Here is a 21,965-nt window from a genome sequence, read left to right on the forward strand (position 1 = left end):
GGCCATCGTGACCACTGAGCGCAACCCTGTGGATCTCGGGCGCCGGCTCGTCTCGCTTCATCAGGTCATCACCAGGCTGCGCCGGGAGTGCCCTTGGGACCGGGTGCAGACGCACGCCACGCTCGCTCCCTACGCGCTCGACGAAGCCTCGGAGCTGGCTGAGGCCCTGCAGACAGCCGAAGACGCGCTGACCGGCGACACAGCCGAATCGGCCACGGCGATCGAAGATCTCGTCGAAGAATTGGGCGATGTGCTGCTGCAGGTGCTGATGAATGCCGCGATCGGCGAGCAGGCGGGAACGTTCACCTTGGCTGAGGTGCTCGAGACCGTCGAGGCCAAGATGCTGCGCCGCCATCCCCATGTGTTCGAGCGCGACCCGAACGCGCCCGAGCCCACTGATGACGAGCTGTCGGCGCAATGGGAGGCGATCAAGGCCGCTGAGCGTGAGGCCCGCGCACAGCGCATTGCCGCCCGCGAAGCGCGCACGAGCTAGCCAGCGCGAAGCGCGCACCAGCTAGAGGCTGAGCGGGCGCTGCCCTTCGGTACTCTCGCTATGCGTGACAGCGCGCGCGTCCACGCAGATCGTCCAGGTGACCGGCCGCCAAGTCCTCGATTCCCGTGGCAATCCCACGACCGAAGCCGAGGTGCGGACCGCAGGCGGCGCCGTGGGCCGCGCCATCGTGCCCTCAGGTGCCTCGACGGGACAATTCGAGGCCGTCGAGTTGCGGGATGGCGGCCAGCGATATGGCGGCAAAGGGGTGGCCGTCGCCGTGGGGCATGTGAACGGCCAGATCGCCGAGGCGCTGGTAGGTCTCGATGCCGTCGATCAGCGGTCGGTCGATCACACGCTGATCGAGCTCGATGCGACGATGAACAAGGCCCGCCTGGGCGCGAACGCCGTGCTGGCCGCCTCTCTGGCCACCGCACATGCGGCGGCAGCGACGCTGGGGCTGCCGCTCTACCGCCACGTGGGCGGTGCCAATGCACATGTGCTGCCCACGCCGATGATGAATGTCATCAACGGCGGTGAGCACGCGGACAACAACGTGGATCTGCAGGAGTTCATGATCGTCCCGGTCGGTGCGGCGTCATATTCCGAGGCGCTGCGTTGGGGTACCGAGACCTATCACGTGCTGAGTGGCGTTCTGCGCTCGCGCGGGCTCTCAACAGCCGTGGGCGACGAGGGCGGGTTCGCCCCCGACCTGGAGTCCAACGAGGCGGCGCTGGCGCTGCTGATCGAAGCGATCAGCGAAGCCGGCTTCGAGCCTGGCGCCGACATGGCGCTCGCACTCGACGTGGCATCCACCGAGTTCTACGCCGACGGCATGTACACCCTGGCTGGCGAGGGTCGCCGGCTCGACGCCGCCGCATTTGCGGGATATCTGGCCGACCTGTGCGAGCGTTACCCGATCCTCTCGGTCGAGGACGGCATGGCCGAGGACGACTGGGACGGTTGGTCGACGCTCGGCGACATGGTCGGCGAGCGAGTCCAGCTCGTCGGCGATGACCTCTTCGTCACCAATATCGAGCGGCTGGGGCGCGGCATTGCTGCCGGCGTCGCCAACAGCGTGCTGGTGAAGGTGAACCAGATCGGCACGCTCACCGAGACGCTCGACGCCGTCGAGTTGGCAGGACGTTCCGGCTACACCGCGGTCATGTCGCACCGCTCAGGCGAGTCCGAGGACACCACCATCGCCGACCTGGCCGTTGCCACCAACTGCGGCCAGATCAAGACCGGTGCGCCGGCACGATCCGATCGGGTCGCCAAGTACAACCGGCTGCTGCGCATCGAGGAAGAGCTCGGCGAAGCTGCCGCGTACCGGGGCGGCAGCTCGCTTGCCCGTGACCCGTAGACCCCGTTGCCCACAGGCACAGCGCCCATGAACCTCCCGAGCCCATGAGTACGACGCCGGCGGATCCGCCGACGAAGACCCGCCGTCGGGAGGGTCGACCCCGACCCCTCGCGGTGCTCATCAGCTTGGCAATCGTGGTGAGCGCAGTCGGCCTGCTCGCAGTGCTGCTGTTCCCATGGCAATCGCTGACGACTCAGCGGCGCAGTATCGACCACGCCGCTGACACGCTTGAGCGGCTGCAGGCAGAGACCTCGCACTTGGCTGTCCAAGTGGCCGAGGCCAAGGATCCCGTCGTGGTGGAGCGGATCGCGCGTGAGCAGCTCTCGCTGGTGCGCGAGGGCGACACCCTGTACCGCCTCAATGTGAATCCTGCCGACGTGATCACGCTGCCGTCGTCGTGGCCGTTGCCCGGCGTGGCCCACCTGCTCGGCGACGGCGACGGCGACGGTTGAGGTGAGCAGCTAGTCGGTCATGATCTGCAGGGCCCGTCCGATGATCGCATCACGGTGAGTGTCGGGCTCCACACCGCTCTGCTCGAGCGACAGGCGAATCGTGCCTACAGCGGCTGCCGCACGGATCCGGTCTTCGACTTCGGGAGACGGTCCGGTGAGCCAGGCAAAGAGGTCTCTGGCTTGGGCTCGCAACCGTTGACCGACCGCGCTCTGCTGCACATCGACGTCGTCGGCAACGAGCCGGAACGCCACGATGTCGCGGGCCAACAGGTCGAAGTAGCGATCGAGCACCTCCCGCAGGGCTTTCGGCGTCGGCTCCAGTTGGGCCATCCTGGCGATGATCGTCTCGCCGTCGCGTTCCATCGGGGCCAAGACCCCCGCAAGCACGTCTTCTTTCCCGGTGAAGTGGTAGTAGAGCGCTGCCGGCGTGAGGCCGAGTCCCGAGGTGAGCTGCCGGATCGACGTACCGCGGTAGCCCTGCCGGGCGAACAGGTCACGAGCCCGCCGCAGAATCGAGTCATGCGTGTCCGGCGGTGCCGGTTCGCTTGCGCGTTCCGGCGTGTCGCCAGTACCCGCTCTGGCCCCTTCGCCGGCCACATCGCCAAACTACTGCTGCGCTTGCGGGGCGCTTGTCCTCGTGTCTGCGCGTGACCGTCGCATGGTGCATGATGGTGCGCGCTCGGCCCTCGCGGCCGCGTGCAACGCCGCCCGGCCTCACGGCCGCGGAACAATATGCTCGGCCCCGAGGCCGACGAGACGGGAGAGGTCATAGTGGAGATCAGCGTCACGGTGAACGGCGAGACTCGTACCGGCGATGTCGAACCGCGCACGCTGCTCGTGTATTGGCTGCGGGACGACCTGCGGCTGACAGGCACGAACATCGGCTGCGATACGTCCTCGTGCGGCGCCTGCACAGTGCATGTGAACGGCGAATCGGTGAAGTCGTGCACGATGCTGGCGGTGCAGGCTGACGGCGAGGACATCCTGACCATCGAGGGCTTGGCGCCGTCGGAAGACGAGCTGCACCCGATGCAGGAGGCCTTCCGCCAGAACCACGGCCTGCAGTGCGGCTACTGCACTCCCGGCATGGTCATGGCGGCGGTATCGCTGCTCGAGGAGAACCCCGACCCGTCCGAGCGAGATGTCCGCTTGGGATTGGAAGGGAACCTGTGCCGCTGCACGGGGTACCACAACATCGTCAAGTCGGTGCTGGCCTGCGCGGCCGGCGAGACAGCGGCCTGAGGGGAGCGCAGCAATGATTCCTGCAGCATTCGACTACGTACGGGCCGGCTCCGCGGAGGAGGCCATAGCGCTGCTCGGCGAGCATGGCGACGAGGCCAAGCTGCTGGCCGGCGGCCATTCGCTGCTGCCGATGATGAAGCTCCGCTTGGCCGTGCCGAGCGTGCTCGTGGACATCGGCCGCGTCAGCGATCTCAGCTACATCACTGACGGCGGCGATCACATCGCTGTCGGCGCGCTCACCCGCCACCGTGCGCTGGAGACCAGCGAGCTGCTGGCTGCCGAGTGCCCGCTGCTGGGCCATGTGGCAGGCGAGGTGGGCGACCCGCAGGTGCGTCATCGTGGCACCCTCGGCGGCTCGCTGGCCCACTCCGACCCAGCGTCTGACCTGCCGGCGGCAGTACTGGCGCTGGGCGGCACACTCGTCGCCCAGGGCCCGAACGGGAGCCGCGAGATAGCTGCCGGCGATTTCTTCACCGGCTACTTCGAATCGGCGCTGGCCGACGACGAGATGCTGACTGAGATCCGGGTCCCGAAGGCCCCCGGCGCTGGCTGGAACTACCAGAAGTTCAACCGGCGGGCCCAGGACTGGGCGATCGTCGGCGCTGCTGCGGTGACCGTCAACGGCGGCACGAACGTGGCGCTCGTGAACATGGGCTCAGTGCCGCTGCGGGCCAGTGCGGTCGAGGCGGCGCTGGCAGGCGGGGCGTCAGCGGCTGATGCCGCTGAACAGGCTGCCGAGGGCACGGACGCCCCCACGGATCTGAACGCCACGCCTGACTACCGCAACCACCTCGCCCGGGTGCTCACCCGCCGAGCACTCGAAGCAGCCGGCGTCTCCTAAGAGGCCGCGCTCAGGCGGGAACCCGTCGGGCAGCTGCCCGAACGCGGCTCGGCAAAAGCGATCAGTCCAGCAGGCCGGTGGCTTGGCCACCGTCGATGAGCAAACCAGTGCCGGTGATGAACTTGGCTTGCTCGCTGCAGAGGAATGCCACTGCAGCGCCGAAGTCGTCGGATTCGCCGCAGATGCCCATCGGGTTGCTCTGGCCTGCCTGCTCGCGGTCCATCATCTTCGCGACCCGGTCGGTCCAATGGGTGCCCGGCTGGGCGGAGTTCACGGTCACGCCATCGCCGGCGACCTCGCGGGCCGTGATCTTGAGGAAGCTGGTGAGACCGGCCCGTGCAACGGAGCTGGCGAGCAGGAACGGGATCGGCTGCTTGACGCCGACGCTGGTGATGGCGCACACCCGGCCCCAGCCGCGCTCGCGCATCGGTGGGACGGCCACCCGGCACATCTCGATCATGGCCTTGCAGTTCATGTCGAAGGCCATCTGGTAGGCGTCGATCTCGGTGCTCTCGAACATGCCGGGTGGCGGGCCGCCCGCGTTGGTCACGAGGATGTCGACTGAACCCAGCCCGTCAATGGCCTGTTCTACGAAGCTGCGACCCTCATCGGGGTTGCCCAGATCGGCAGTGATGGAGAGCACCTCGCCGTCGATTTGCGCGGCGGCTGTCGCCAACCGCTCTGGGTCCCGGCCACAGATGGCCACCCGCACCCCCTCAGCCGCAAGCGCCTTGGCCGATCCGAGTCCTAGCCCTGCTGAGCCAGCGGCTACTGCCGCGGTCCGTCCTGAAATACCCAAGTCCATCGTCGATTCCCCTGTCTCAACTGGTCGCGGCAATTCCCGACTGGTTTGTGGTCGCCCGGAACCGTAGCCAACAGCCGGCCGCTGTTGCGCCGAAACAGCGGTGGAAAGAAAATGGCTGGCCGCAGTCGTTGCGGGTAGGTGACGGCCAAGATCACGTTTGGCCGGTCGGATACGCTCCGGCCCCCAACAGAGCAGGACCACAGGCCACGCCGGTCGACGCGAGCCGGCCCGCCATCAAGCGGGTGCGCCATGACGGGGCCACATTAGGGAGGCCGCTCGTGTCAACGGAGAGATGGTGCGGACCAGATGGAGACTTGGGACAATTCGTCTCTCGTGAGGCTCAGAGGACTCTCGACTCATACATCGCTCAGCCGAAGCTGGTCGTTGAGCACGCCAACTTGGAGCGAGACACCGCTCACGGCGGGTACCAGCACCGGCAGATGTACGAACTGGTGCAGAACGCCGCAGACGCGCTATGGGTCGAGCAAGCGTCGGCACCCTTCGATGGGTTGCATGCCGGGCAAGATCCTCATCGAGGTCGCATCGAAGTCAGGTTGACAGAGCGCTGCCTCTACTGCGCCGACGACGGAGATCCCATCGATCAGCCGGGCATGACGGCGCTCATGTTTTCGCACATGTCACCCAAGCGTGCAACCGGCCAGATCGGAACCTTTGGCTTGGGATTCAAAGCGGTCCTCGGTGTCAGCGATGACCCTGAATTCTTCAGTCGATCCGGCTCGTTCCGCTTCCAGCGTTCGCGATCGTCGGAACAGATACGGGCCAACGTGCCCAGAGACGAAGTAGTGACCGACTTCCCCGTGCTGCGTCTGCCTCAACCGATCCACCCGCTGGACGGGAGCGATAGCGATCCGATCCTGGGCGACCTGATGGAATGGGCATCGAACATCGTCCGGTTGCCGCTCAAGCGGAGGGCCTTTTGGGACCTCAGGCAGCAGATAGTCGATTTTCCCGCCGAGTTCCTTCTCTTCGTGCCACACGTCACGTTGCTGACGCTCGCGATTGACGGTGGGGCTCGCCATGGGTCACAACAGCGTGACGTGAGGCTGACACGCGATCGGGATGATCTCGTTCTTGACGATGGAACCACTTCGGGCCATTGGCGTGTGTTTCAGTGGTCGCACCATCTGTCTGTGGAAGCTCGCGCCGACCGCCGTCCTGGAGATGACGCCGACGAAGTCCCAATCTGGTGGGCCGCCCCGGTCGATCACGTCCAGCGTCACGACCGGTTTTGGGCCCACTTCCCCACCGAAACCTCATGTCTCGTCAGCGGGATCCTGAATGCACCGTGGAAAACCAACGAAGACAGGCAGAACCTGCTCCCAGGTTGCTACAACGACGAGCTTGTACGAGCGGCTGCTGCGCTGGTGGCCGACGAGCTCCCGTCGTTGAACGACATCGATGATCCGGCCCGCCATCTTGACTTGCTGCCGCGACGACATGAGCGGGGCGACAACCAGCACGCTGATCTGCTGCGCAGTGAGGTCAACGGAGAGCTATGCGCCCGGCCTGTGGTTCCCGACCAAGCCGGTGTGCTCCGCAATATTGACGCGGTCTACTACCTGCCGCAGGACCTTGAGCGCAGCACAAACCAGAGTCGCGCTGCACTGCAGAAGTGGGCAACCAGTGCCAGTAGGCCGAATGATTGGCTGCACCACAGCGTCTATCGAGGCGAGCGATTCTCAGCCGTCGGGCGATTGTTTGAGGCCGCCTCAGAATTCGTGGACCGGCAGCGACTGGTTGGCTGGCTCGAAGCGTTGGTTCAAGACGTCGAGGCAGACTTTGCTGTTTCGGCATCTGCGGCCGCCATACAGACCGCTGCGCTCCTGCCCGCAGATGTCCGTCAAGAAATCGCGGATGCCCAGATCGTGTACAGCATGGCGGAGGCGTGGCTGCCGCTCGACCCGGAGCGCGTGTTTCTGCATGATCCTGCCCCCGCTGTTGGAACCAGGCTAGACCCGCGTACAAGTGTCCATGCCGAGTTGTTGCACGACGAGGCGACCGCGACGGCGCTGAAGCACTTGGGCTTTGCGCCGCCATCCGCGGAGTCGGAATTCAATCTGGTGGCAGAGTCCGTACTGGGCTCGCGACAGGTTCCAGAGTCAGCTGCCTCGGTGTACGAGCGACTCTGGGTCAGATTCTGGGCCTTGTCGCGCCAAGTCTCCAATGACGGTGCTCGTGATGTCATCTCGGGCTACAGGGACTTCAGGCGAACTGTGCGAATTCGGACCCGCTCGGGATCATGGCGGCCCGTCCACGACGTGCTCGTTCCCGGTGCCATCGTGCCCGATGACGGAAGTCGTGACGGCGACGTAGCCGTTGACATGGAGTTTCATCGTGCCGACACAGCGCTGTTCGAGTGGCTCGGCGTGGGCGATAAGGCCCAGCATGTCGACGATCTCAGCGCCGATCCGGCATTCCGGGGGTATGAGAGAGACTGCGAGGACCAATACCGTCAACAACGGCTTCCCCGCAACCCACAAAGCGGAATGCTCAGATTTTCTCGCTCAGACGGGTCTGGTCCGTTGTCGGTACTTCGGGGCCTGTCAGACGAAGGCCGCGCGCTCTACACGGCGAGCCTCATGGACGTGGGCTCGACTTTCGATCGTTACGAGTACGGCCACCAAGGCACGAACGGCCACGAGTATCCACGCAACCGCTACGAATCGCCCGCGCTGAACGAAATCCGCCGTTGGGGGCGTATCGCTACGACCGCAGGAAGCGTGCCGCTGAGGGCGGCGCTCGGAGCAAGCCCCGAGGACCCCGAAGCGCTTGAAGCGCTGTACCGTCATCCGAACTTAGCCGAGATCAAGGGATCTCTTGATCTCGCTGATCCGGTGCCGAGGACACTCGGCGAACAGGTGCCGGTTCCGCTCATCGATGAGTGGCCCGGGATCGTCACCCACCTAGCCGCTGGCCACGCGGATATCCAGCTCATCCGGTGCGACCAGATACTTGTGGCGGGCAAACAGCGCCCATGTGCCTATCGAGCCCCCGATGTCCTCCTCGCGAGCAGCGAGGGGGATGACGAATACTCAGAACTCCAGCTTGTGAGCCGCGCCATCGATCTTCCGCTGTCAGGGCGACAGATCATGGACATCGTTGACGGCACGACTGCGGTGGAAGTGGAGCAACGCCGCCAGGCGATCAGGAGCTGCCCCAGCGATGCTGAACGCCTGCTCGCCGCAGTCGGCGTTGACGCTCTGCGCGCTCGCCTGCCGGTTTCGCTTGTGAGCATCGTTGAGCAGGGGCACGCCGATCCGGCGGTGCTGCCAATTGCAATCGCTGAATCGGCCATAGCGACCTATCACACCGGGACACTTCGCGAATTTCGTGCTGCACTCAAACCACTCGATCCTCCGAAGCAATGGGCTGGCTCTCGACGTGCGGTCGAGTTCGTTCGCGCCCTCGGCTTTAGCGAAGAGTGGGCCGGCGAGCCCGGCCACGCAGATGACCCCTTCGAGCAGGTAGACGGGCCGCTGAAGCTGGGCGAACTGCACCGCTACCAGAGGGCAATCGCCGATCGCCTCAAGCAGCTACTGGGCAGCAGCGTCCACGGCGACCAGGGCCGTCGAGGACTCATCAGTCTCCCGACTGGCGCCGGCAAGACCCGAGTGGCTGTGCAAGCCATCGTCGAGGCCCGCAGAGATCAGTCATTCCGAGGCAACGTGCTGTGGGTGGCCGACCGCAGAGAGCTGTGCGAGCAGGCCGTCCAAGCGTGGAGGCAAGTGTGGCGCAGCGAAGGGATCGAAGACGCTCGACTGCGCGTTTCGCGGTTGTGGGGCGGCAATGCCGCGCCCACAGCGACAGACGACTGGCACGTCATCGTGGCATCGATCCAGACACTCCACGCGAGGTTGAGCAATCAACGACTCCAGCCGGAGCTATTGGACAGCGTGGAGCTAGTGGTCTTCGACGAGGCCCACCGGTCAATCGCACCCACATACACCTCCGCAATGGCTGAGATCGGCCTCACGTCCCGCCAAACGGAGGAAGAGCCCGCGCTGCTCGGCCTTACGGCCACGCCATACCGTGGGCACAACGAGGCGGAAACGCTCTGGCTGGCAAATCGGTACGGCCAGAACCGCCTCGATACCGGTGCCTTCGAAAGCAACGATCCGCACAGTGTGATCGCGCACCTGCAGGACACCGCCGTGCTCGCGAAGGCCGATCACGAACTAATCCCCGGCGGCACCTATCAACTCACTCAGGATGAGCAAGATGAACTCGCAAAGTTCGGCGGCGAGGCCGCAGCCCCGCGCCCTGGCTTCCTCCCTACGAGCGTGGAGGAACGGATCGCCGAGGATGCGGAGCGCACAGAGCGCATACTCGACGCGTACGGGCGCCATGTCAGGGGCGACTGGCCGGCGTTGATCTTTGCCACCTCGGTGGACCACTCAAAGACGCTGGCTGCGCTCTTGACCCTCCGTGGAGTTACGGCCCGTGCGGTGAGCGGGTCAACTGATGCAGCAACTCGCCGCCGAGTCGTAGACGGCTTCCGCTCGGGTGAGATCAACGTGCTCGTCAACTACGGCGTGTTCCGCGAGGGGTTCGACGCACCCAAGACGCGAGCGATCATCGTGGCTCGCCCCGTGTACAGCCCGAATCTCTACTTTCAGATGGTCGGCCGCGGCCTGAGAGGCCCGCTCAACGGCGGCGACGAACGCTGCCTCATACTGAACGTCCAGGACAACATCGAGAACTACGGCGAACAACTCGCATTCGCCGATGTCGACTGGCTATGGAGTCGCTGATGCCGACAAACCTGCCATTGCGCCACCTCTCGGTTCGGGTTCCTTGGCACGACGCTGGCTGGAACGGCACGATCTGTACTGACCCTGCCAACAACGCGTCGTGTCTGCGACTTCCGAATATCCACGACCGGCGCGAGAACGCCGTCGAAATTGAGCTTCGAGGCCGCCGTCTTGACGAACTCCAGTCGGCTCAGCTGCCGCCGTGCATCGCAGAACGAGGATCGTTCATGGCGAGCTTTCCGATCACCCGTCACGTCCGGCACCCCTACCAAGCGACCTCTGACGCGCACCGGCACTATCGCCCGACACTTGTTGAGATCCCGCCGTTCAGCGCCGAGGCTGTGCCGTTTCGCTGGATGCGGCGCGAGGACGCAGCGTCATTGGCCGACGACTTCGACATCGTCTATCGCGACGAGGCCGAGGAGGAGGCTCGGCAGGCGATGGGCTTCGAGTCCGCATGGGTGCAGGATCGCGAGAACCAGTCCAATCTGCTTGACGCGTTCTTCTCAGCTGTCGAACCAGAACGCTCGCTCGCATTCTTCTATGCGAAGGAAGTTCCGCACACTGAGCGGCGTGGTCGCGTGCTCGTCGGCGTGGGCTGGGTGACTGGCTGCGGCCACGGAGTCGAGTACGAGTACGAGCCAAACGCAGAGCGCCCGACGCGGTCGATGATCTGGGAACGGATCGTCAGCCATTCGATACGCCCAACCAGCTATGGGGGCGGGTTCCTGCTTCCGTACCACGCAGATCTCGAACGAGCGGCCGAGGATCCCGACTTCAATCCCGAAGATGTCGTCGTCTTCGCCCAGGACGAAGCGTTCGAACAGTTCTCTTATGCCTCCGAACATCTCACGCACGATCAGGCGATCGCATCGCTGCTCGCCATGGTGGAGGGACTGCAGCGCGCCGGGGCCGCATTGGGAGACAATTTCGACGAGCAGATTCGTTGGGCGCAAGCACGTCTCGGGGAGCTGTGGAAGCTCCGGGGTCCGTTCCCCGGGCTGGGTTCTGCGCTGGCGGCACTCGGCGTCGACCATTCCGACCTCCTCGCTTACCGCATCACTGAGAGCCTTCCCGCAGCGCAGGATCCGTGGCCGGCCGTGCAGGCGGCGCTGGACAATCCGGCGTCACTCGGCCCCGAGTGGGTCCGCCGCGTTGGGCCGACTATCGCCCGCAAGCTTGCCGATCTCCCCGTTGAGCGAAGGGCGCTGCTGCATTTGATCGCTCGTCTTGACGTTTCTTCGGAACAAACCGAGCGGTTCTTCGTGCGTGAGTCGCGCAGCAAGGCCGGAATAGACATCGACGATGCCGATTTGTTGCGCAACCCGTATCTGCTCTACGAAGCAGATCGTGCGAGCGTGAATCCGATTTCGGTGAGTTCTGTGGACCGTGGCTTGTTCTCGTCGTCAGGGAATCCGAGCTTGGCTCTGCCTGAGCCATCCGCAATGAGCGAGCCTCAAGATCCCCGGCGGGTACGTGCCCTGTCCGTTGCCGTTTTGGAGGAAGCGGCTGCTGGTGGGCACACGGTGGTGCCACAGGACGACTTGGTGCGCGCCGTTCGCGAGATGGCCGTGACGCCGCCATGTCCCATCGACGGCGATCTGCTCAGCGTTATCGGCGACGATCTCGAGCTAGTCGTGCAGCAAGCGCAACTGGACGACGGCGCGCCGGGATTCCAGCTTGATCGACTTCGCATGGCGCGCGACAACATTCGAAGTGAAGTGCTCAGGCGTTCGAGAGCGACGAGGCGACACACGGTCGAGGCCAACTGGTCGGACCTACTCGATGAGCAGTTGGCGGGACTCCAGCAGGGCGGAGCGATTCCCGCAGACGAAGTGGAGGGCCGCGCACGCGAAGAGAAGGTCGCCGCACTGCGGGAACTCGCTGCTGCCCGATTCGCAGTGCTCGTCGGCCCTGCCGGTACTGGCAAGACGACGCTGTTGGCAGCGTTGTGCACGCACCTGGCTGAGCGCGGTGCCGGGGTGACGCTGCTGGCGCCTACCGGCAAGGCAAGAGTGCAGTTGGAGCGAGGATTGCGCGGGATACCGGGAGTACACGCGCACACGATCGCTCAGTTCTTGGTCCGACAGCGCCGATTTGACCCTCGAACGGGTCGCTACGGCCGGTCGAGTGAGCCGCCAAGGCTCACTGGCGGCACATTGGTCATCGACGAAGCGTCCATGGTCACCGAGGAGCAACTCGACGCAGTCCTCGACAATGTCCGCCAATTGGAGCGCATCATTCTCGTCGGCGATCCGCGTCAGCTGCCACCCATCGGGCCCGGACGCCCGTTCGTCGACATCGTCGAGCACCTCAAGAGCGGAGCCGACGGGAAGTGGCCCAGAGTCGGCCCGTCCTACGCCGAACTCATGATCCAGATGCGCCAGCGCGAGGGGTCGAATCGTCGGCAATTTCGCCACGATCTCGCACTCGGACAGTGGTTCGGCGGCGGGTCGCCAGGTCCGCTGGCAGAGGAGGCCTGGGGCGAGCTATTGAGCGGCAGCGACAGCGACACGGTGCGCTTCGAGGAGTGGGGCTCGCCGACGGAAGTGTTCGACCGGATCCGTGGCCTGCTCACGCAAGAGATCACTGCGATCAAAGACGCCGACGACCAAGTCGGATTCGGGGAATCACTGGGCGGCGTCGTCAGCGGCGACTACGTGTACTTCAACAGCAGCTACCGCGAGAGGGAGGGCGCGGGCAAGGCTTGCGAGAGCTGGCAGATTCTCAGCCCGATCCATGCAACCGGTGCGGGTGTCGCCGAGATCAATCGATCCGTTCATCGGCACTTTCGAGCCGATCTGATCAGGTCGGCTCGTGAAGTGCCACGCTTCGGTCGAAAAGTACCCAAGCCGATGGGCCCAGAAGGCATCGTCTACGGCGACAAGGTGATGAACAACCGCAATCACCCCCACGACGATGTTTGGCCGGACGAGTCTCTTCAAGAGAACGAGCACATCAGCGCCCCCAGATTCGTGGCCAACGGTGAGATCGGCATGGTGGTTGGCCAGCTCAAGAAGCGTGGCCAGAAGTTCAAGCCCAGAAAGCTGCAGGTTGAATTCTCGACGCAGCCCGGTTTCGAGTACGGGTTCAGTGGCAAGTGGCTGCCGAGAGACGGTGAGTCGATTCTGGAGCTTGCGTACGCCATAACGGTTCACAAGTCGCAAGGCTCTGAATTCGGCACCACATTCGTGGTCATTCCGAGTCCGTGTGCACTGCTCTCACGAGAGTTGCTGTACACGGCGCTGACTCGCCAGACGCAGCAGGTCGTCGTGCTGCATCAGGGTCCGCTCGAGGAACTACTTGCCTACGGATCGGATGGCCACTCGGAAACTGCCCGGCGTCTCACGAATTTGTTCCGCGACCCACGGCCGCAGGACGTGGGCGAAGGCCGCTTTCTCGAAGCGCATCTGATTCACAGAACGACCAATGGCACGCTTGTCCGCTCAAAGAGTGAGGTGATCGTTGCGAACGAGATGTCTGCTGCTGGCATTGAATTCGCCTACGAGAAGCGGTTCCGGGGCCACGACGGCACATTTCGGTATCCGGACTTCACAATTGAAGATGCTGCCACCGGCGAGACTTTCATTTGGGAGCACCTCGGCATGCTCTCCGACCCGAGATACGCCCAAGCTTGGGAACGCAAGCTGGAGTGGTACGCACACAGCGGGGTTGTAGAACGCGGCGGTGACGCGGCGACGTTGATCGTCACCGAGGACGATGAGAATGGTGGAATCGACTCGGCGGCCGTGCAGTCCAAGGTGCAAGAAATCGCATGATCTCGCTGTCAGGCTGGTGCTGAGGCCAACACTTGGGCGGGGCATTCATGGGGTGTGTATGCCCGAGAGGCGGAGTGGGCAGCCAAACGCAACGGGTATCGGAGCGGACGGCTAGGCGGCGGCAGCGTCGTCTGCAAGTGACGCGTGTAGCCGCAGTCCTGCTGCTCGCATCACCTTGAGCACAGTCGCGAGTTCCGGATTGCCATTCGGAGAGAGCGACTTGTACAGGCTCTCGCGACCAAGTCCAGCCGCAGCGGCGATCTTGGTCATACCAGCAGCCCTCGCGATATCACCGAGCACGGCGGCAACCAACTGCGGATCGCCGTCCTCCAAAGCCGCGTCAAGGTAGGTGATCGCATCCGCTGTGGATTCCACATGTTCGACAGGGTCCCATCGACGGATCTGTACCTCATTCATTCCACTACCTCGATCCTTGCCGGGATGCGGGCCGCCAGCGCCTGTGCCGCGGCGATGTCTCGTTTCTGGCTGTCTTTGTCGCCGCCTGCAAGCAGAACCACGAGCGTTTGCTCTCGCCGAGTGAAGTACACCCGGTAGCCGGGTCCGTAATCGATGCGGATCTCGGACACTCCCTTGCCCACTGATCTCGCGTCGCCGATGTGCCCCAAGGCCAAGCGCCTGATGCGAGCGACGATACGCAGGCGCGCCTGCCGGTCTCTGAGTTTGGAGAACCATCGGGCGTAGACATCGGTTTGGCCGACCTCGATATCCATCGGGCGAACGTATCCTGCAAATGTATCTTGCGCGATACGATTTTTTGGACAAGATCGGATTCGTGGAGTGGGGACCCTCTGTTCCCTTCGCAGCGTCGTAGCATCCATGGCGTGAGCGCGACTGCGGTGATGCCGACGCACGACGAGCTTGTGGCGAAGATGACCGGTGGCATGACGCGCCCCGATCTGCCTCGGTTCGAGGGGTCGGACCGCCTGCGTCCCGACGGCCGGCCGAAGCCCGCTTTCCGGGCCGAGCTGCGGCGCATTCCCGACTTCATCAATGCGATCGAGGTCATGGCCACGCTGGCGGCGCCGGTGGCGGTGATCGCTGCAGTGGTTGCCATCGGCCATCCGCTGGCTGTCGTTGTTGCTGTGCCGATCATCGGCACGCTGCAGCTGCGCATGTTCGTGCTGCACCACGAGGCGGCGCACCGGCTGCTGTTCTCGAGCCGTTGGTGGAACGACCGGATCGGCATCAATCTGGTGGGCTGGTTCCCATTCGGCACTGGCTCCCACCACTACCGGCGGGGCCACGTCCACCATCACCGCGACGAGTTCGGCCCCCGCGAGCCAGATTTCCTGCTGTATTCGTTCTATCCGGTGCCGTGGCCGTCGCTCCGACGCAAGTTCATGCGCGACGTGGTGGGCGTGTCGGCATGGCGCATCGTCAAGCCCCGGTTCACCGGCTTGGCCAAGCTCAAGTTCCTGCCGCTCAGCCTGCGGTTCTTCGCCGGTCAGGCGATCGTGTTCGCAGCGTTCTGGCTCGCAGGGCACCCGTGGCTGTACCTGTTCTTGTGGGCGGTGCCTTTCTTCACCTGGTATCAGATCATCAACCGGCTGCGGGCCATCGCCGAGCATGGGGGCATGACCCGTACCTCCGACCGTCGCAACACCACCCACCACATCCGCCAGAGCTGGCTGGCTCGGGTGCTGTTCGTGCCGTATCACGTCGGTTACCACCTGGCACACCATGTTGACTCCGGCGTGCCGGCCCGCAACCTACGCCGGTTGAACAGTGCACTGATCGAAGACGGTTACCTGCCAGCCGACGCCTCGTGGCCGACCTACCGCTCGCTCTGGCGTGCGCTCGCCGCTGGGTCACCCGAGCCCGCTTCGCAGCAGTCCTAGGGCGTCGGCGGGGACGGGCCGACGGGCCGGGGCCGTCGTCGAATACGTTTCGGGGCCATGTCGCGACTGAAATCCGCCCAGCTCGGTTCGAACTGCGGTCTGTTGGTGTCGGAGCTCTGCTTGGGAACCATGAACTTCGGCGTGCCCGGACGGGGCCACCAGGGCGACTGGACCCTGGGCGTCACCGAGGCCCGTCCCATCTTTGAGGCCGCTATCGAGCGCGGCCTGTACTACTTCGACTGTGCCGATATCTACGGGGTGGGTGCGTCCGAAGAGGTGGTGGGGCAGATCTTGCGTGAGCTGCTGCCGCGCGAGAAGTACGTGCTGACCACCAAGGTCTCGATGCCCATGGGGCGCAACCCCAACGAGGGCGGCCTGAGCCGCAAGCACATCATGGAGGGGGTCGACAATTCGCTGCGCCGTCTCGGCGTCGACTACGTGGACCAGCTGATCATCCACCGCCACCCGCACGGCATCCCCGGCAGCGCACAGACGCCCATCGCCGAGTCGTTGGAAGCGCTGCACGATGTCGTGAAGGCGGGCAAGGCGCTGTACCTCGGCGGTTCGTCGATGTTCGCCTGGCAATTCGCCGAGCTGCAGCTCACCGCCGAGATGCGTGGCTTCACCAAGTTCGTGTCGATGCAGAACCACTACAACCTCATCTACCGAGAGGAAGAGCGCGAGATGAACCCGTACTGCGCAGCCACCGGCGTGGCGCTCACGCCGTGGTCGCCGCTGGCGCGGGGCATTCTCACCGGGTCCTACCAGGGCAGTCTCGACGCCGGCACAACCGACCGCTCCAAGGGCCAGGACCGTGCCCGCACTGAGAGTCTTTATTTGGGTGAGCGCGACTTCGACATCGCTGCGCGGGTGTCCGAGGTGGCCGAGCGACTCGATGTGCGCCCCGCCCAGATCGCCTTGGCATGGCTCACCAACAAGCCCGAGATCACCGCGCCCGTGGTCGGCGTGTCCAAGATCAGCCAGCTCGATCAGCTCGTCGAGGCCACGACCATCGAGCTCAGCGCCGACGACACGGCCTATCTGGAAGAGCTCTACCAGCCCGTCGAGAACCTGCTCTCGCTCGGCACCAGTTGAGACCGAAGGAGGTCGGGCGATTCACGACGGCGGCCGGCACGTCGATGATCGCTGTGGGCTGAGCGCAACGGTTGGTCGAGTCCTGAACTTGCCCACATTTCAGAATTGAACAGCTTTCATGGCTTTCGCCGGTTTCGTGAGAGATACTGTGCAATTGGGGAGCAGGCAGACGGCCAGGAGGGCTCGGGAAGCGGCGATGGCGTACTTCGATCTGGGCTCGTACCGGTGGCCGGTCACGACATCCGACGCTGAGGCCCAGCTCTGGTTCGACCGCGGCATGGCGTGGTGCTACGGCTTCCATCACGAAGAGGCGATCGCCTGCTTCGAACGAGCGCTGCTGCACGACGTCAACTTCGCCATGGCGCACTGGGGCATCGCGTACGCCATCGGGCCGAACTACAACAAGCCGTGGGAAGAGTTCGACGAGGACGATCTGCGCACCTCGCTGGACCGGGCCCGGACCGAGGTTGCGGCAGCCGCGTCTGCCTCAACAGGCACCGGCGATCTCGAACGAGCGCTGATTGGGGCGCTGGCGTACCGCTACTCCTCGCACCCCGAGGTACCCGACGAAGGCGACTTCGGGCGGTGGAACGACGCCTACGCAGACGCGATGCGCGAGGTCTACCAGTCCTACCGCGACGACCTGGATGTCTGCTCCCTGTTCGCCGAGGCGATCATGAACCGCACGCCCTGGGAACTGTGGGACTTGGTCACTGGCCATCCGGCGGAGGGCGCGGGCACGCTCGAAGCAGTCGATGTGCTGGAGACTGCCTTCGAGACGCTTGATGCCGAGGGCGCCAACAGCCACCTCGGCTTGCTGCACATGTACATCCATCTCATGGAGATGTCGCCGCATCCGGAGCGGGCCCTGGCCGCCGGCGACCGGCTCGTCGATCTGGCGCCCGACGCAGGGCACCTAGTCCACATGCCGACCCATATCGACGTGCTGTGCGGCCACTACCACAACGTCGTCACCCGCAACTCGGCCGCGATCGTGGCTGATCGGAAGTACCTGGACCTCAAGGGTCCGATGAACTTCTATTCCGCCTACCGCTGCCACGACTATCACTTCAAGGTGTACGGGGCGTTGCTGGCCGGCCAGTACGCCCCAGCCCTCGAGGCGGCCGAAGAGATGAACCGCACGCTGCCGGAGGAACTGCTGCGAACTGGCTCGCCGCCCATGGCCGACTGGCTGGAAGGGTTCGTGGCGATCAAGCAGCACGTGTTCGTGCGCTTCGGCAAGTGGCACGAGATCCTCGACCAGCACCTGCCCTTCGACCAGCAGTTCTATTGCGTCACCACTGCCATGATGCGCTACGCCCGCACGGTCGCCTACGCCTCGCTGAGCCAAGTCGACGATGCGCTGGCCGAACGTGAGGAATTCCTCGCCGCCAAGGCCCAGGTGCTGCCCAGCCGCACGCTGTTCAACAACACCGGTCTCGACATCCTGACCGTGGCCGAGGCCATGCTGAACGGCGAGGTGGAGTACCGATGCGGCAACTTCGACGTCGCCTTCGATCATCTTCGCCACGCGGTGGAGCTCGACGACAACCTGCCCTACGACGAGCCCTGGGGCTGGATGCAGCCGACACGCCATGCGCTGGCCGCGTTGCTGTCGGAACAAGGCCAGTTCGACGAGGCTGAGGCGCTGTACCGGTCCGACTTGGGCTTGGACGACCAGCTGCGCCGGCCCTGCCAGCACCCCGACAACGTCTGGAGCCTTCACGGGCTGCACGAGTGCCTCGTACGGCGAGGAGAAACGGTGGAGGAACCGCTGATCCGCCAGCGCCTCGATCTCGCCATCGCACGGGCAGACGTGCCCATCACCGCGTCCTGCTTCTGCCGGCTGGAGACGACCTCATAGCACGGCGTGCGAAGCCGTAGCCTTGATCGCTGTGTTCACAGCGCCCAGTACCACTGCTGATGTCTCGGCGGCGCTGACCGAGCACGGCTACCTGCCCGACGAGGGGCTGTCGACGGTGGTGTACCTCTCGGTCACGATGGGTCGGCCGTTGTTCCTTGAGGGGGATGCGGGCGTGGGCAAGACCGAGCTGGCCAAGGTGCTGGCGGCCTGGATCGGCGGGGAGTTCATCCGCCTGCAGTGCTACGAGGGCATCGACGCCGCTCAGGCGCTCTACGAATGGGACTACACCCGCCAGCTCCTTCACCTGCGCACGGCTGAGGCTGCGGGACGCGCTGCGGCCGACGCGGAGGCCATCGAGGACGAGCTGTACTCGGAACGCTTCCTGATCCGCCGGCCGCTGCTGCGGGCCATCGACCACGACGACGCCACGCCCGCAGTGCTGCTGATCGACGAAGTGGATCGGGCCGACGACGAGTTCGAGGCTTTCCTGCTCGAGGTGCTGTCCGACTTCACGGTCACCGTGCCCGAGCTGGGCACGATCACTGCGGCCCGGCCGCCGCTCGTGGTGGTCACCTCCAATCGGACCCGCGACGTGCATGACGCGCTCAAGCGTCGGTGCCTGTACCACTGGGTCTCGCACCCGTCGGTCGACCGTGAGGTCGAGATCGTCAAGCTCAAGCTGCCCGACGTGGACGGCGCGCTCGCACGGCAGGTGGCGTCCGCGGTGTCGGTGATGCGCGAGATGCGGCTGTACAAGCCCCCTGGCGTCGCTGAGACCATCGACTGGGCCACGGCGCTGGGGCGTCTCGGCGCAGCCGAGCTCGACACCCCGATGCTTGAGGCCACGTTGGGAACGGTGCTGAAGTATCGCGAGGACCAGCAACGTGTTACGTCGGTCGGGATGGAGATGATCATGGCCGCCGTCGCCGAGGCCTGAGAGCCGCGTGGCTGAGCCCCGGGCCCGAGCGGCCCGTGAGCCCAATCGCATCAGCACAGGGAACAAGAGCGGGACGCCATGAGTGGCGCCACCGGCACGGACCTCGGTGCTCCCACGCCGACGCCTGACGGCCACGTCAACGAACCTGAGCGCTTGGCCTCGGCCTTCTCGTCGATCCTGCGTGGCGCGGGGCTGGTCGTCACCATCCGCCGTGTCATGGCGTTCACCGAAGCGCTGCGACTGCTGGGGGTTGGGGGCCGTGAGGACGTGTACTGGGCGGGCCGAGCGACGCTGGTGGGCAGTCCTGCCGATATCAGCATCTACGACCGGGCCTTCGCGGTGTTCTGGGAGGGCCGTGCGCCCAGCGGGATCGTCGTGGAGCTGCCGCCGATCTCGGTGACCCTGGCCACCGACACAGACGACGACAGCGGCGCGCCGCCGCCGGGAGACAGCGATGAACCCGATGCCGGCCCGACGCTGCGGGTCCGCTACAGCGATGTCGAGACGCTGCGCCACAAGGATTTCGCCGATTGCAGCGACGGCGAGCTGTCTGAGCTGCACTCGCTGATGGGCGAGCTGCGCTTCCAGGCAGTCACCCGCCGCTCGCGGCGTGCCGTGCGGGCCAAACGCATCTCCCGGCGTCCCGACCTGCGTCGCACCATCCGCCGCGCCTTGCGCACGGGTGGTGAGGCGATACGGCGCGAGTTCTTGGTCGGCGATCGCAAGACGCGCCGTTTGGTGCTGCTGCTCGACGTGTCGGGATCCATGGAGCCCTACGCCCGGGCGCTGGTGCGGTTCGCTCACGCCGCGGTGATCGGCCGCACCCGGGTGGAGGCATTCACGATCGGCACGCGGCTCACCCGGGTCACCCGCGAGCTGTCATCCCGCGATCCCGACGCCGGCTTGGCGGCCGCTGCCGACTCGGTACAGGACTGGTCGGGCGGCACTCGGCTGGGCGCCACGCTGCACGAGTTCAACGATCGATGGGGAGTGCGGGGCCATGCGCGGGGGGCCATCGTGGTGATTTGCTCGGACGGCTGGGACCGTGGCGCACCTGACGAGCTGGCCGAGCAGATGGCCCGTCTGCACTTGGTGACCCACCGGCTTGTCTGGGTCAACCCGCTGAAGCACACTCCCGGCTACGCGCCGCTGGCTCGTGGCATGGCTGCTGCCTTGCCGCACGTCGACGAGTTCATCGAAGGCCATTCCTTCGATTCACTCGAACACCTGGCTGCAGCCATCGCGGCTTGACGCTCGCAGCATCGCGACATCACCCGACGCACGACCTTCCGATACCGCAACAATGTCAATAGGGAGACTGGGGATATGGACGAGATCTTGGATGACATCGACCGGTGGCAGGCAGCTGGCCAACGAGTGGCCGTGGCGCGGGTGGTGGACATCGAAGGTTCGGGGCCACGCGACCCAGGCGCCGCGATGGCCGTGAACGAAGAGGGCGAAGTCGCCGGCTCGGTCTCGGGCGGTTGTGTCGAGGGCGCTGTGGTCGGCGAGGCTCTCGAGCTGCTCGGTGGGCGGCGGGGCCCGGGGATCACCACCTTCGGCTACAGCGACGATGAGGCATTTGCCGTCGGGCTGACCTGCGGTGGCACGATCCACCTGTTCGTGGAGGAACTCGACTGGTGAGTGCCGAGTCCAATCGCGGCAGTGCCGGCATCTACGAGGCATTCCGGGACGCCATCCGGGCCGAGGAGCCAGTCGCGCTGGCCACGATCATTGACGGCCCTGACGCTGGCGCGAAACTGCTCGTCCAGCCTGGCGAGGCGGCCCTCGGCACGCTGGGCGACCCCGATCTCGACCGCGTGGTTGCACGCGATGCCCTCGGAATGCTGGATGCGGGCATCAGCGAGGTGCGCCACTACGGCCAGCACGGCGAAGCCCGCCAGATGGACCTCAGCGTGTTCGTGGAGTGCCACGCCCGGCGCCCGCACATGGTCATCTTCGGCGCCGTCGACTTCACCCGGGCGCTCGCCTCCCAGGCCAAGCTGCTCGGCTACCGCGTCACGGTGTGCGACGCAAGAGAGGTCTTCGCGACGAAGCGCCGCTTCCCGATGGCCGACGATGTCGTGGTCGACTGGCCCAATCGCCTGCTCGACCGCATCGGCGACGAGCTGGGTCCCCGCGATGCGGTATGCGTGCTCACCCACGACCACAAGTTCGACGTGCCCGCCATCGTCGGCGCCCTGCCCACTCGGGTCGGCTACCTCGGGGCGATGGGTTCCCGCACAACCCACGAGAAGCGAACCGAGCGCCTTCGCGAGGCTGGCGTCACCGACGAAGATCTCGAACGGGTCATGGCCCCGATCGGCCTCGACATTGGCGGACGTACCCCCGAGGAAACGGCCGTGTCGATCGTGGCCGAGATCATCGCCTCGCACACCGGCCGCCAAGCCCCCCGTCTCAAGGACGGCGAAGGCCGCATCCACTGAACCCGGCAGCGGTCGCCCG

Annotated in this window: 18 protein-coding genes; 14 read left to right on the forward strand and 4 right to left on the reverse strand. The window is 65.3% G+C overall.

The genetic code is table 11. The features are described from left to right. Nucleotides 1–7 precede the first annotated feature (7 nt). From ACOGI8_RS04220 to ACOGI8_RS04230, 3 genes are all read left to right on the forward strand, one after another. Nucleotides 8–493 (forward strand): MazG nucleotide pyrophosphohydrolase domain-containing protein, encoded by a 486-nt coding sequence (locus ACOGI8_RS04220; protein ID WP_419855642.1) that lies wholly within the window; start codon nt 8–10, stop codon nt 491–493. Nucleotides 494–557: 64 nt separating this feature from the next. Further along, the gene (gene eno / locus ACOGI8_RS04225; RefSeq protein WP_419855643.1) at nt 558–1,853 is read left to right on the forward strand and encodes a phosphopyruvate hydratase; all 1,296 of its coding nucleotides are present in this window, start codon (nt 558–560) and stop codon (nt 1,851–1,853) included. Between the two features lie 134 nt (nt 1,854–1,987). After that, the gene (locus ACOGI8_RS04230; RefSeq protein ID WP_419855644.1) at nt 1,988–2,305 is read left to right on the forward strand and encodes an FtsB family cell division protein; all 318 of its coding nucleotides are present in this window, start codon (nt 1,988–1,990) and stop codon (nt 2,303–2,305) included. A 9-nt stretch (nt 2,306–2,314) separates the two neighbouring features. Here the strand turns inward: ACOGI8_RS04230 and ACOGI8_RS04235 are convergent, their stop codons facing one another. Next, nucleotides 2,315–2,902: a TetR/AcrR family transcriptional regulator gene (locus ACOGI8_RS04235; RefSeq protein ID WP_419855645.1), complete on the reverse strand. Its 588-nt coding sequence runs from the start codon at nt 2,900–2,902 to the stop codon at nt 2,315–2,317. Between the two features lie 135 nt (nt 2,903–3,037). On the opposite strand from ACOGI8_RS04235, the gene ACOGI8_RS04240 reads away from it, so the two are divergent. Then, a complete protein-coding gene (locus tag ACOGI8_RS04240; RefSeq protein ID WP_419855646.1) occupies nt 3,038–3,547 on the forward strand; it encodes a (2Fe-2S)-binding protein in 510 nt (169 codons plus the stop codon). Nucleotides 3,548–3,560: 13 nt separating this feature from the next. After that, a complete protein-coding gene (locus ACOGI8_RS04245; protein ID WP_419855647.1) occupies nt 3,561–4,388 on the forward strand; it encodes an FAD binding domain-containing protein in 828 nt (275 codons plus the stop codon). A 61-nt stretch (nt 4,389–4,449) separates the two neighbouring features. Here the strand turns inward: ACOGI8_RS04245 and ACOGI8_RS04250 are convergent, their stop codons facing one another. Further along, nucleotides 4,450–5,193, reverse strand: coding sequence for an SDR family oxidoreductase (locus ACOGI8_RS04250; RefSeq protein WP_419855648.1), 744 nt, complete (start codon nt 5,191–5,193; stop codon nt 4,450–4,452). A 440-nt stretch (nt 5,194–5,633) separates the two neighbouring features. On the opposite strand from ACOGI8_RS04250, the gene ACOGI8_RS04255 reads away from it, so the two are divergent. Continuing rightward, entirely contained in the window at nt 5,634–9,965 is a 4,332-nt protein-coding gene (locus ACOGI8_RS04255; protein ID WP_419855649.1) for a DEAD/DEAH box helicase family protein, read from the forward strand. Nucleotides 9,966–10,192: 227 nt separating this feature from the next. Next, the gene (locus ACOGI8_RS04260; RefSeq protein ID WP_419855650.1) at nt 10,193–13,744 is read left to right on the forward strand and encodes an ATP-dependent DNA helicase; all 3,552 of its coding nucleotides are present in this window, start codon (nt 10,193–10,195) and stop codon (nt 13,742–13,744) included. A 111-nt stretch (nt 13,745–13,855) separates the two neighbouring features. On the opposite strand, the gene ACOGI8_RS04265 is transcribed toward ACOGI8_RS04260, so the two are convergent. Then, nucleotides 13,856–14,161 (reverse strand): addiction module antidote protein, encoded by a 306-nt coding sequence (locus ACOGI8_RS04265; RefSeq protein WP_419855651.1) that lies wholly within the window; start codon nt 14,159–14,161, stop codon nt 13,856–13,858. After that, complete coding sequence (locus tag ACOGI8_RS04270; protein WP_419855652.1) at nt 14,158–14,475, reverse strand: type II toxin-antitoxin system RelE/ParE family toxin; 318 nt, start codon at nt 14,473–14,475, stop codon at nt 14,158–14,160. Before ACOGI8_RS04270 ends, ACOGI8_RS04265 begins: the two co-directional genes overlap by 4 nt. Nucleotides 14,476–14,586: 111 nt before the next feature. Here ACOGI8_RS04270 and ACOGI8_RS04275 point away from each other — a divergent pair, with 111 nt between their 5' ends. The 7 genes from ACOGI8_RS04275 to ACOGI8_RS04305 all read left to right on the forward strand — a co-directional run bounded on the left by ACOGI8_RS04275 (nt 14,587) and on the right by ACOGI8_RS04305 (nt 21,946). Next, on the forward strand, nt 14,587–15,603 hold the full coding sequence (locus tag ACOGI8_RS04275; RefSeq protein ID WP_419855653.1) for a fatty acid desaturase: 1,017 nt from the start codon (nt 14,587–14,589) through the stop codon (nt 15,601–15,603). A gap of 57 nt (nt 15,604–15,660) precedes the next feature. Then, complete coding sequence (locus ACOGI8_RS04280) at nt 15,661–16,698, forward strand: aldo/keto reductase (RefSeq protein WP_419855654.1); 1,038 nt, start codon at nt 15,661–15,663, stop codon at nt 16,696–16,698. Between the two features lie 196 nt (nt 16,699–16,894). Then, nucleotides 16,895–18,562, forward strand: coding sequence for a hypothetical protein (locus ACOGI8_RS04285; RefSeq protein ID WP_419855655.1), 1,668 nt, complete (start codon nt 16,895–16,897; stop codon nt 18,560–18,562). A gap of 25 nt (nt 18,563–18,587) precedes the next feature. Next, a complete protein-coding gene (locus tag ACOGI8_RS04290) occupies nt 18,588–19,499 on the forward strand; it encodes an AAA family ATPase (RefSeq protein WP_419856361.1) in 912 nt (303 codons plus the stop codon). A gap of 78 nt (nt 19,500–19,577) precedes the next feature. Next, nucleotides 19,578–20,750, forward strand: coding sequence for a vWA domain-containing protein (locus ACOGI8_RS04295; RefSeq protein WP_419855656.1), 1,173 nt, complete (start codon nt 19,578–19,580; stop codon nt 20,748–20,750). Between the two features lie 75 nt (nt 20,751–20,825). Beyond that, nucleotides 20,826–21,143, forward strand: coding sequence for an XdhC family protein (locus tag ACOGI8_RS04300; RefSeq protein WP_419855657.1), 318 nt, complete (start codon nt 20,826–20,828; stop codon nt 21,141–21,143). After that, the gene (locus tag ACOGI8_RS04305; RefSeq protein WP_419855658.1) at nt 21,140–21,946 is read left to right on the forward strand and encodes an XdhC family protein; all 807 of its coding nucleotides are present in this window, start codon (nt 21,140–21,142) and stop codon (nt 21,944–21,946) included. The genes ACOGI8_RS04300 and ACOGI8_RS04305 overlap by 4 nt, the downstream gene beginning before the upstream one ends. Nucleotides 21,947–21,965 lie beyond the last annotated feature (19 nt).

The organism is Candidatus Poriferisodalis sp. (genome assembly GCF_965204195.1).
Taxonomy (GTDB): domain Bacteria; phylum Actinomycetota; class Acidimicrobiia; order Acidimicrobiales; family Poriferisodalaceae; genus Poriferisodalis.

Excerpts from the sequence above, each read along its gene's own strand:
- ACOGI8_RS04240 (WP_419855646.1), top strand. The coding sequence starts at position 3,038 with ATGCTCGGCCCCGAGGCCGACGAGACGGGAGAGGTCATAGTGGAGATC.
- ACOGI8_RS04245 (WP_419855647.1), top strand. The coding sequence starts at position 3,561 with ATGATTCCTGCAGCATTCGACTACGTACGGGCCGGCTCCGCGGAGGAG.
- ACOGI8_RS04250 (WP_419855648.1), bottom strand. The coding sequence starts at position 5,193 with ATGGACTTGGGTATTTCAGGACGGACCGCGGCAGTAGCCGCTGGCTCA.
- ACOGI8_RS04255 (WP_419855649.1), top strand. The coding sequence starts at position 5,634 with ATGTACGAACTGGTGCAGAACGCCGCAGACGCGCTATGGGTCGAGCAA.
- ACOGI8_RS04260 (WP_419855650.1), top strand. The coding sequence starts at position 10,193 with ATGGCGAGCTTTCCGATCACCCGTCACGTCCGGCACCCCTACCAAGCG.
- ACOGI8_RS04265 (WP_419855651.1), bottom strand. The coding sequence starts at position 14,161 with ATGAATGAGGTACAGATCCGTCGATGGGACCCTGTCGAACATGTGGAA.
- ACOGI8_RS04270 (WP_419855652.1), bottom strand. The coding sequence starts at position 14,475 with ATGGATATCGAGGTCGGCCAAACCGATGTCTACGCCCGATGGTTCTCC.
- ACOGI8_RS04280 (WP_419855654.1), top strand. The coding sequence starts at position 15,661 with ATGTCGCGACTGAAATCCGCCCAGCTCGGTTCGAACTGCGGTCTGTTG.
- ACOGI8_RS04285 (WP_419855655.1), top strand. The coding sequence starts at position 16,895 with ATGGCGTACTTCGATCTGGGCTCGTACCGGTGGCCGGTCACGACATCC.
- ACOGI8_RS04295 (WP_419855656.1), top strand. The coding sequence starts at position 19,578 with ATGAGTGGCGCCACCGGCACGGACCTCGGTGCTCCCACGCCGACGCCT.
- ACOGI8_RS04300 (WP_419855657.1), top strand. The coding sequence starts at position 20,826 with ATGGACGAGATCTTGGATGACATCGACCGGTGGCAGGCAGCTGGCCAA.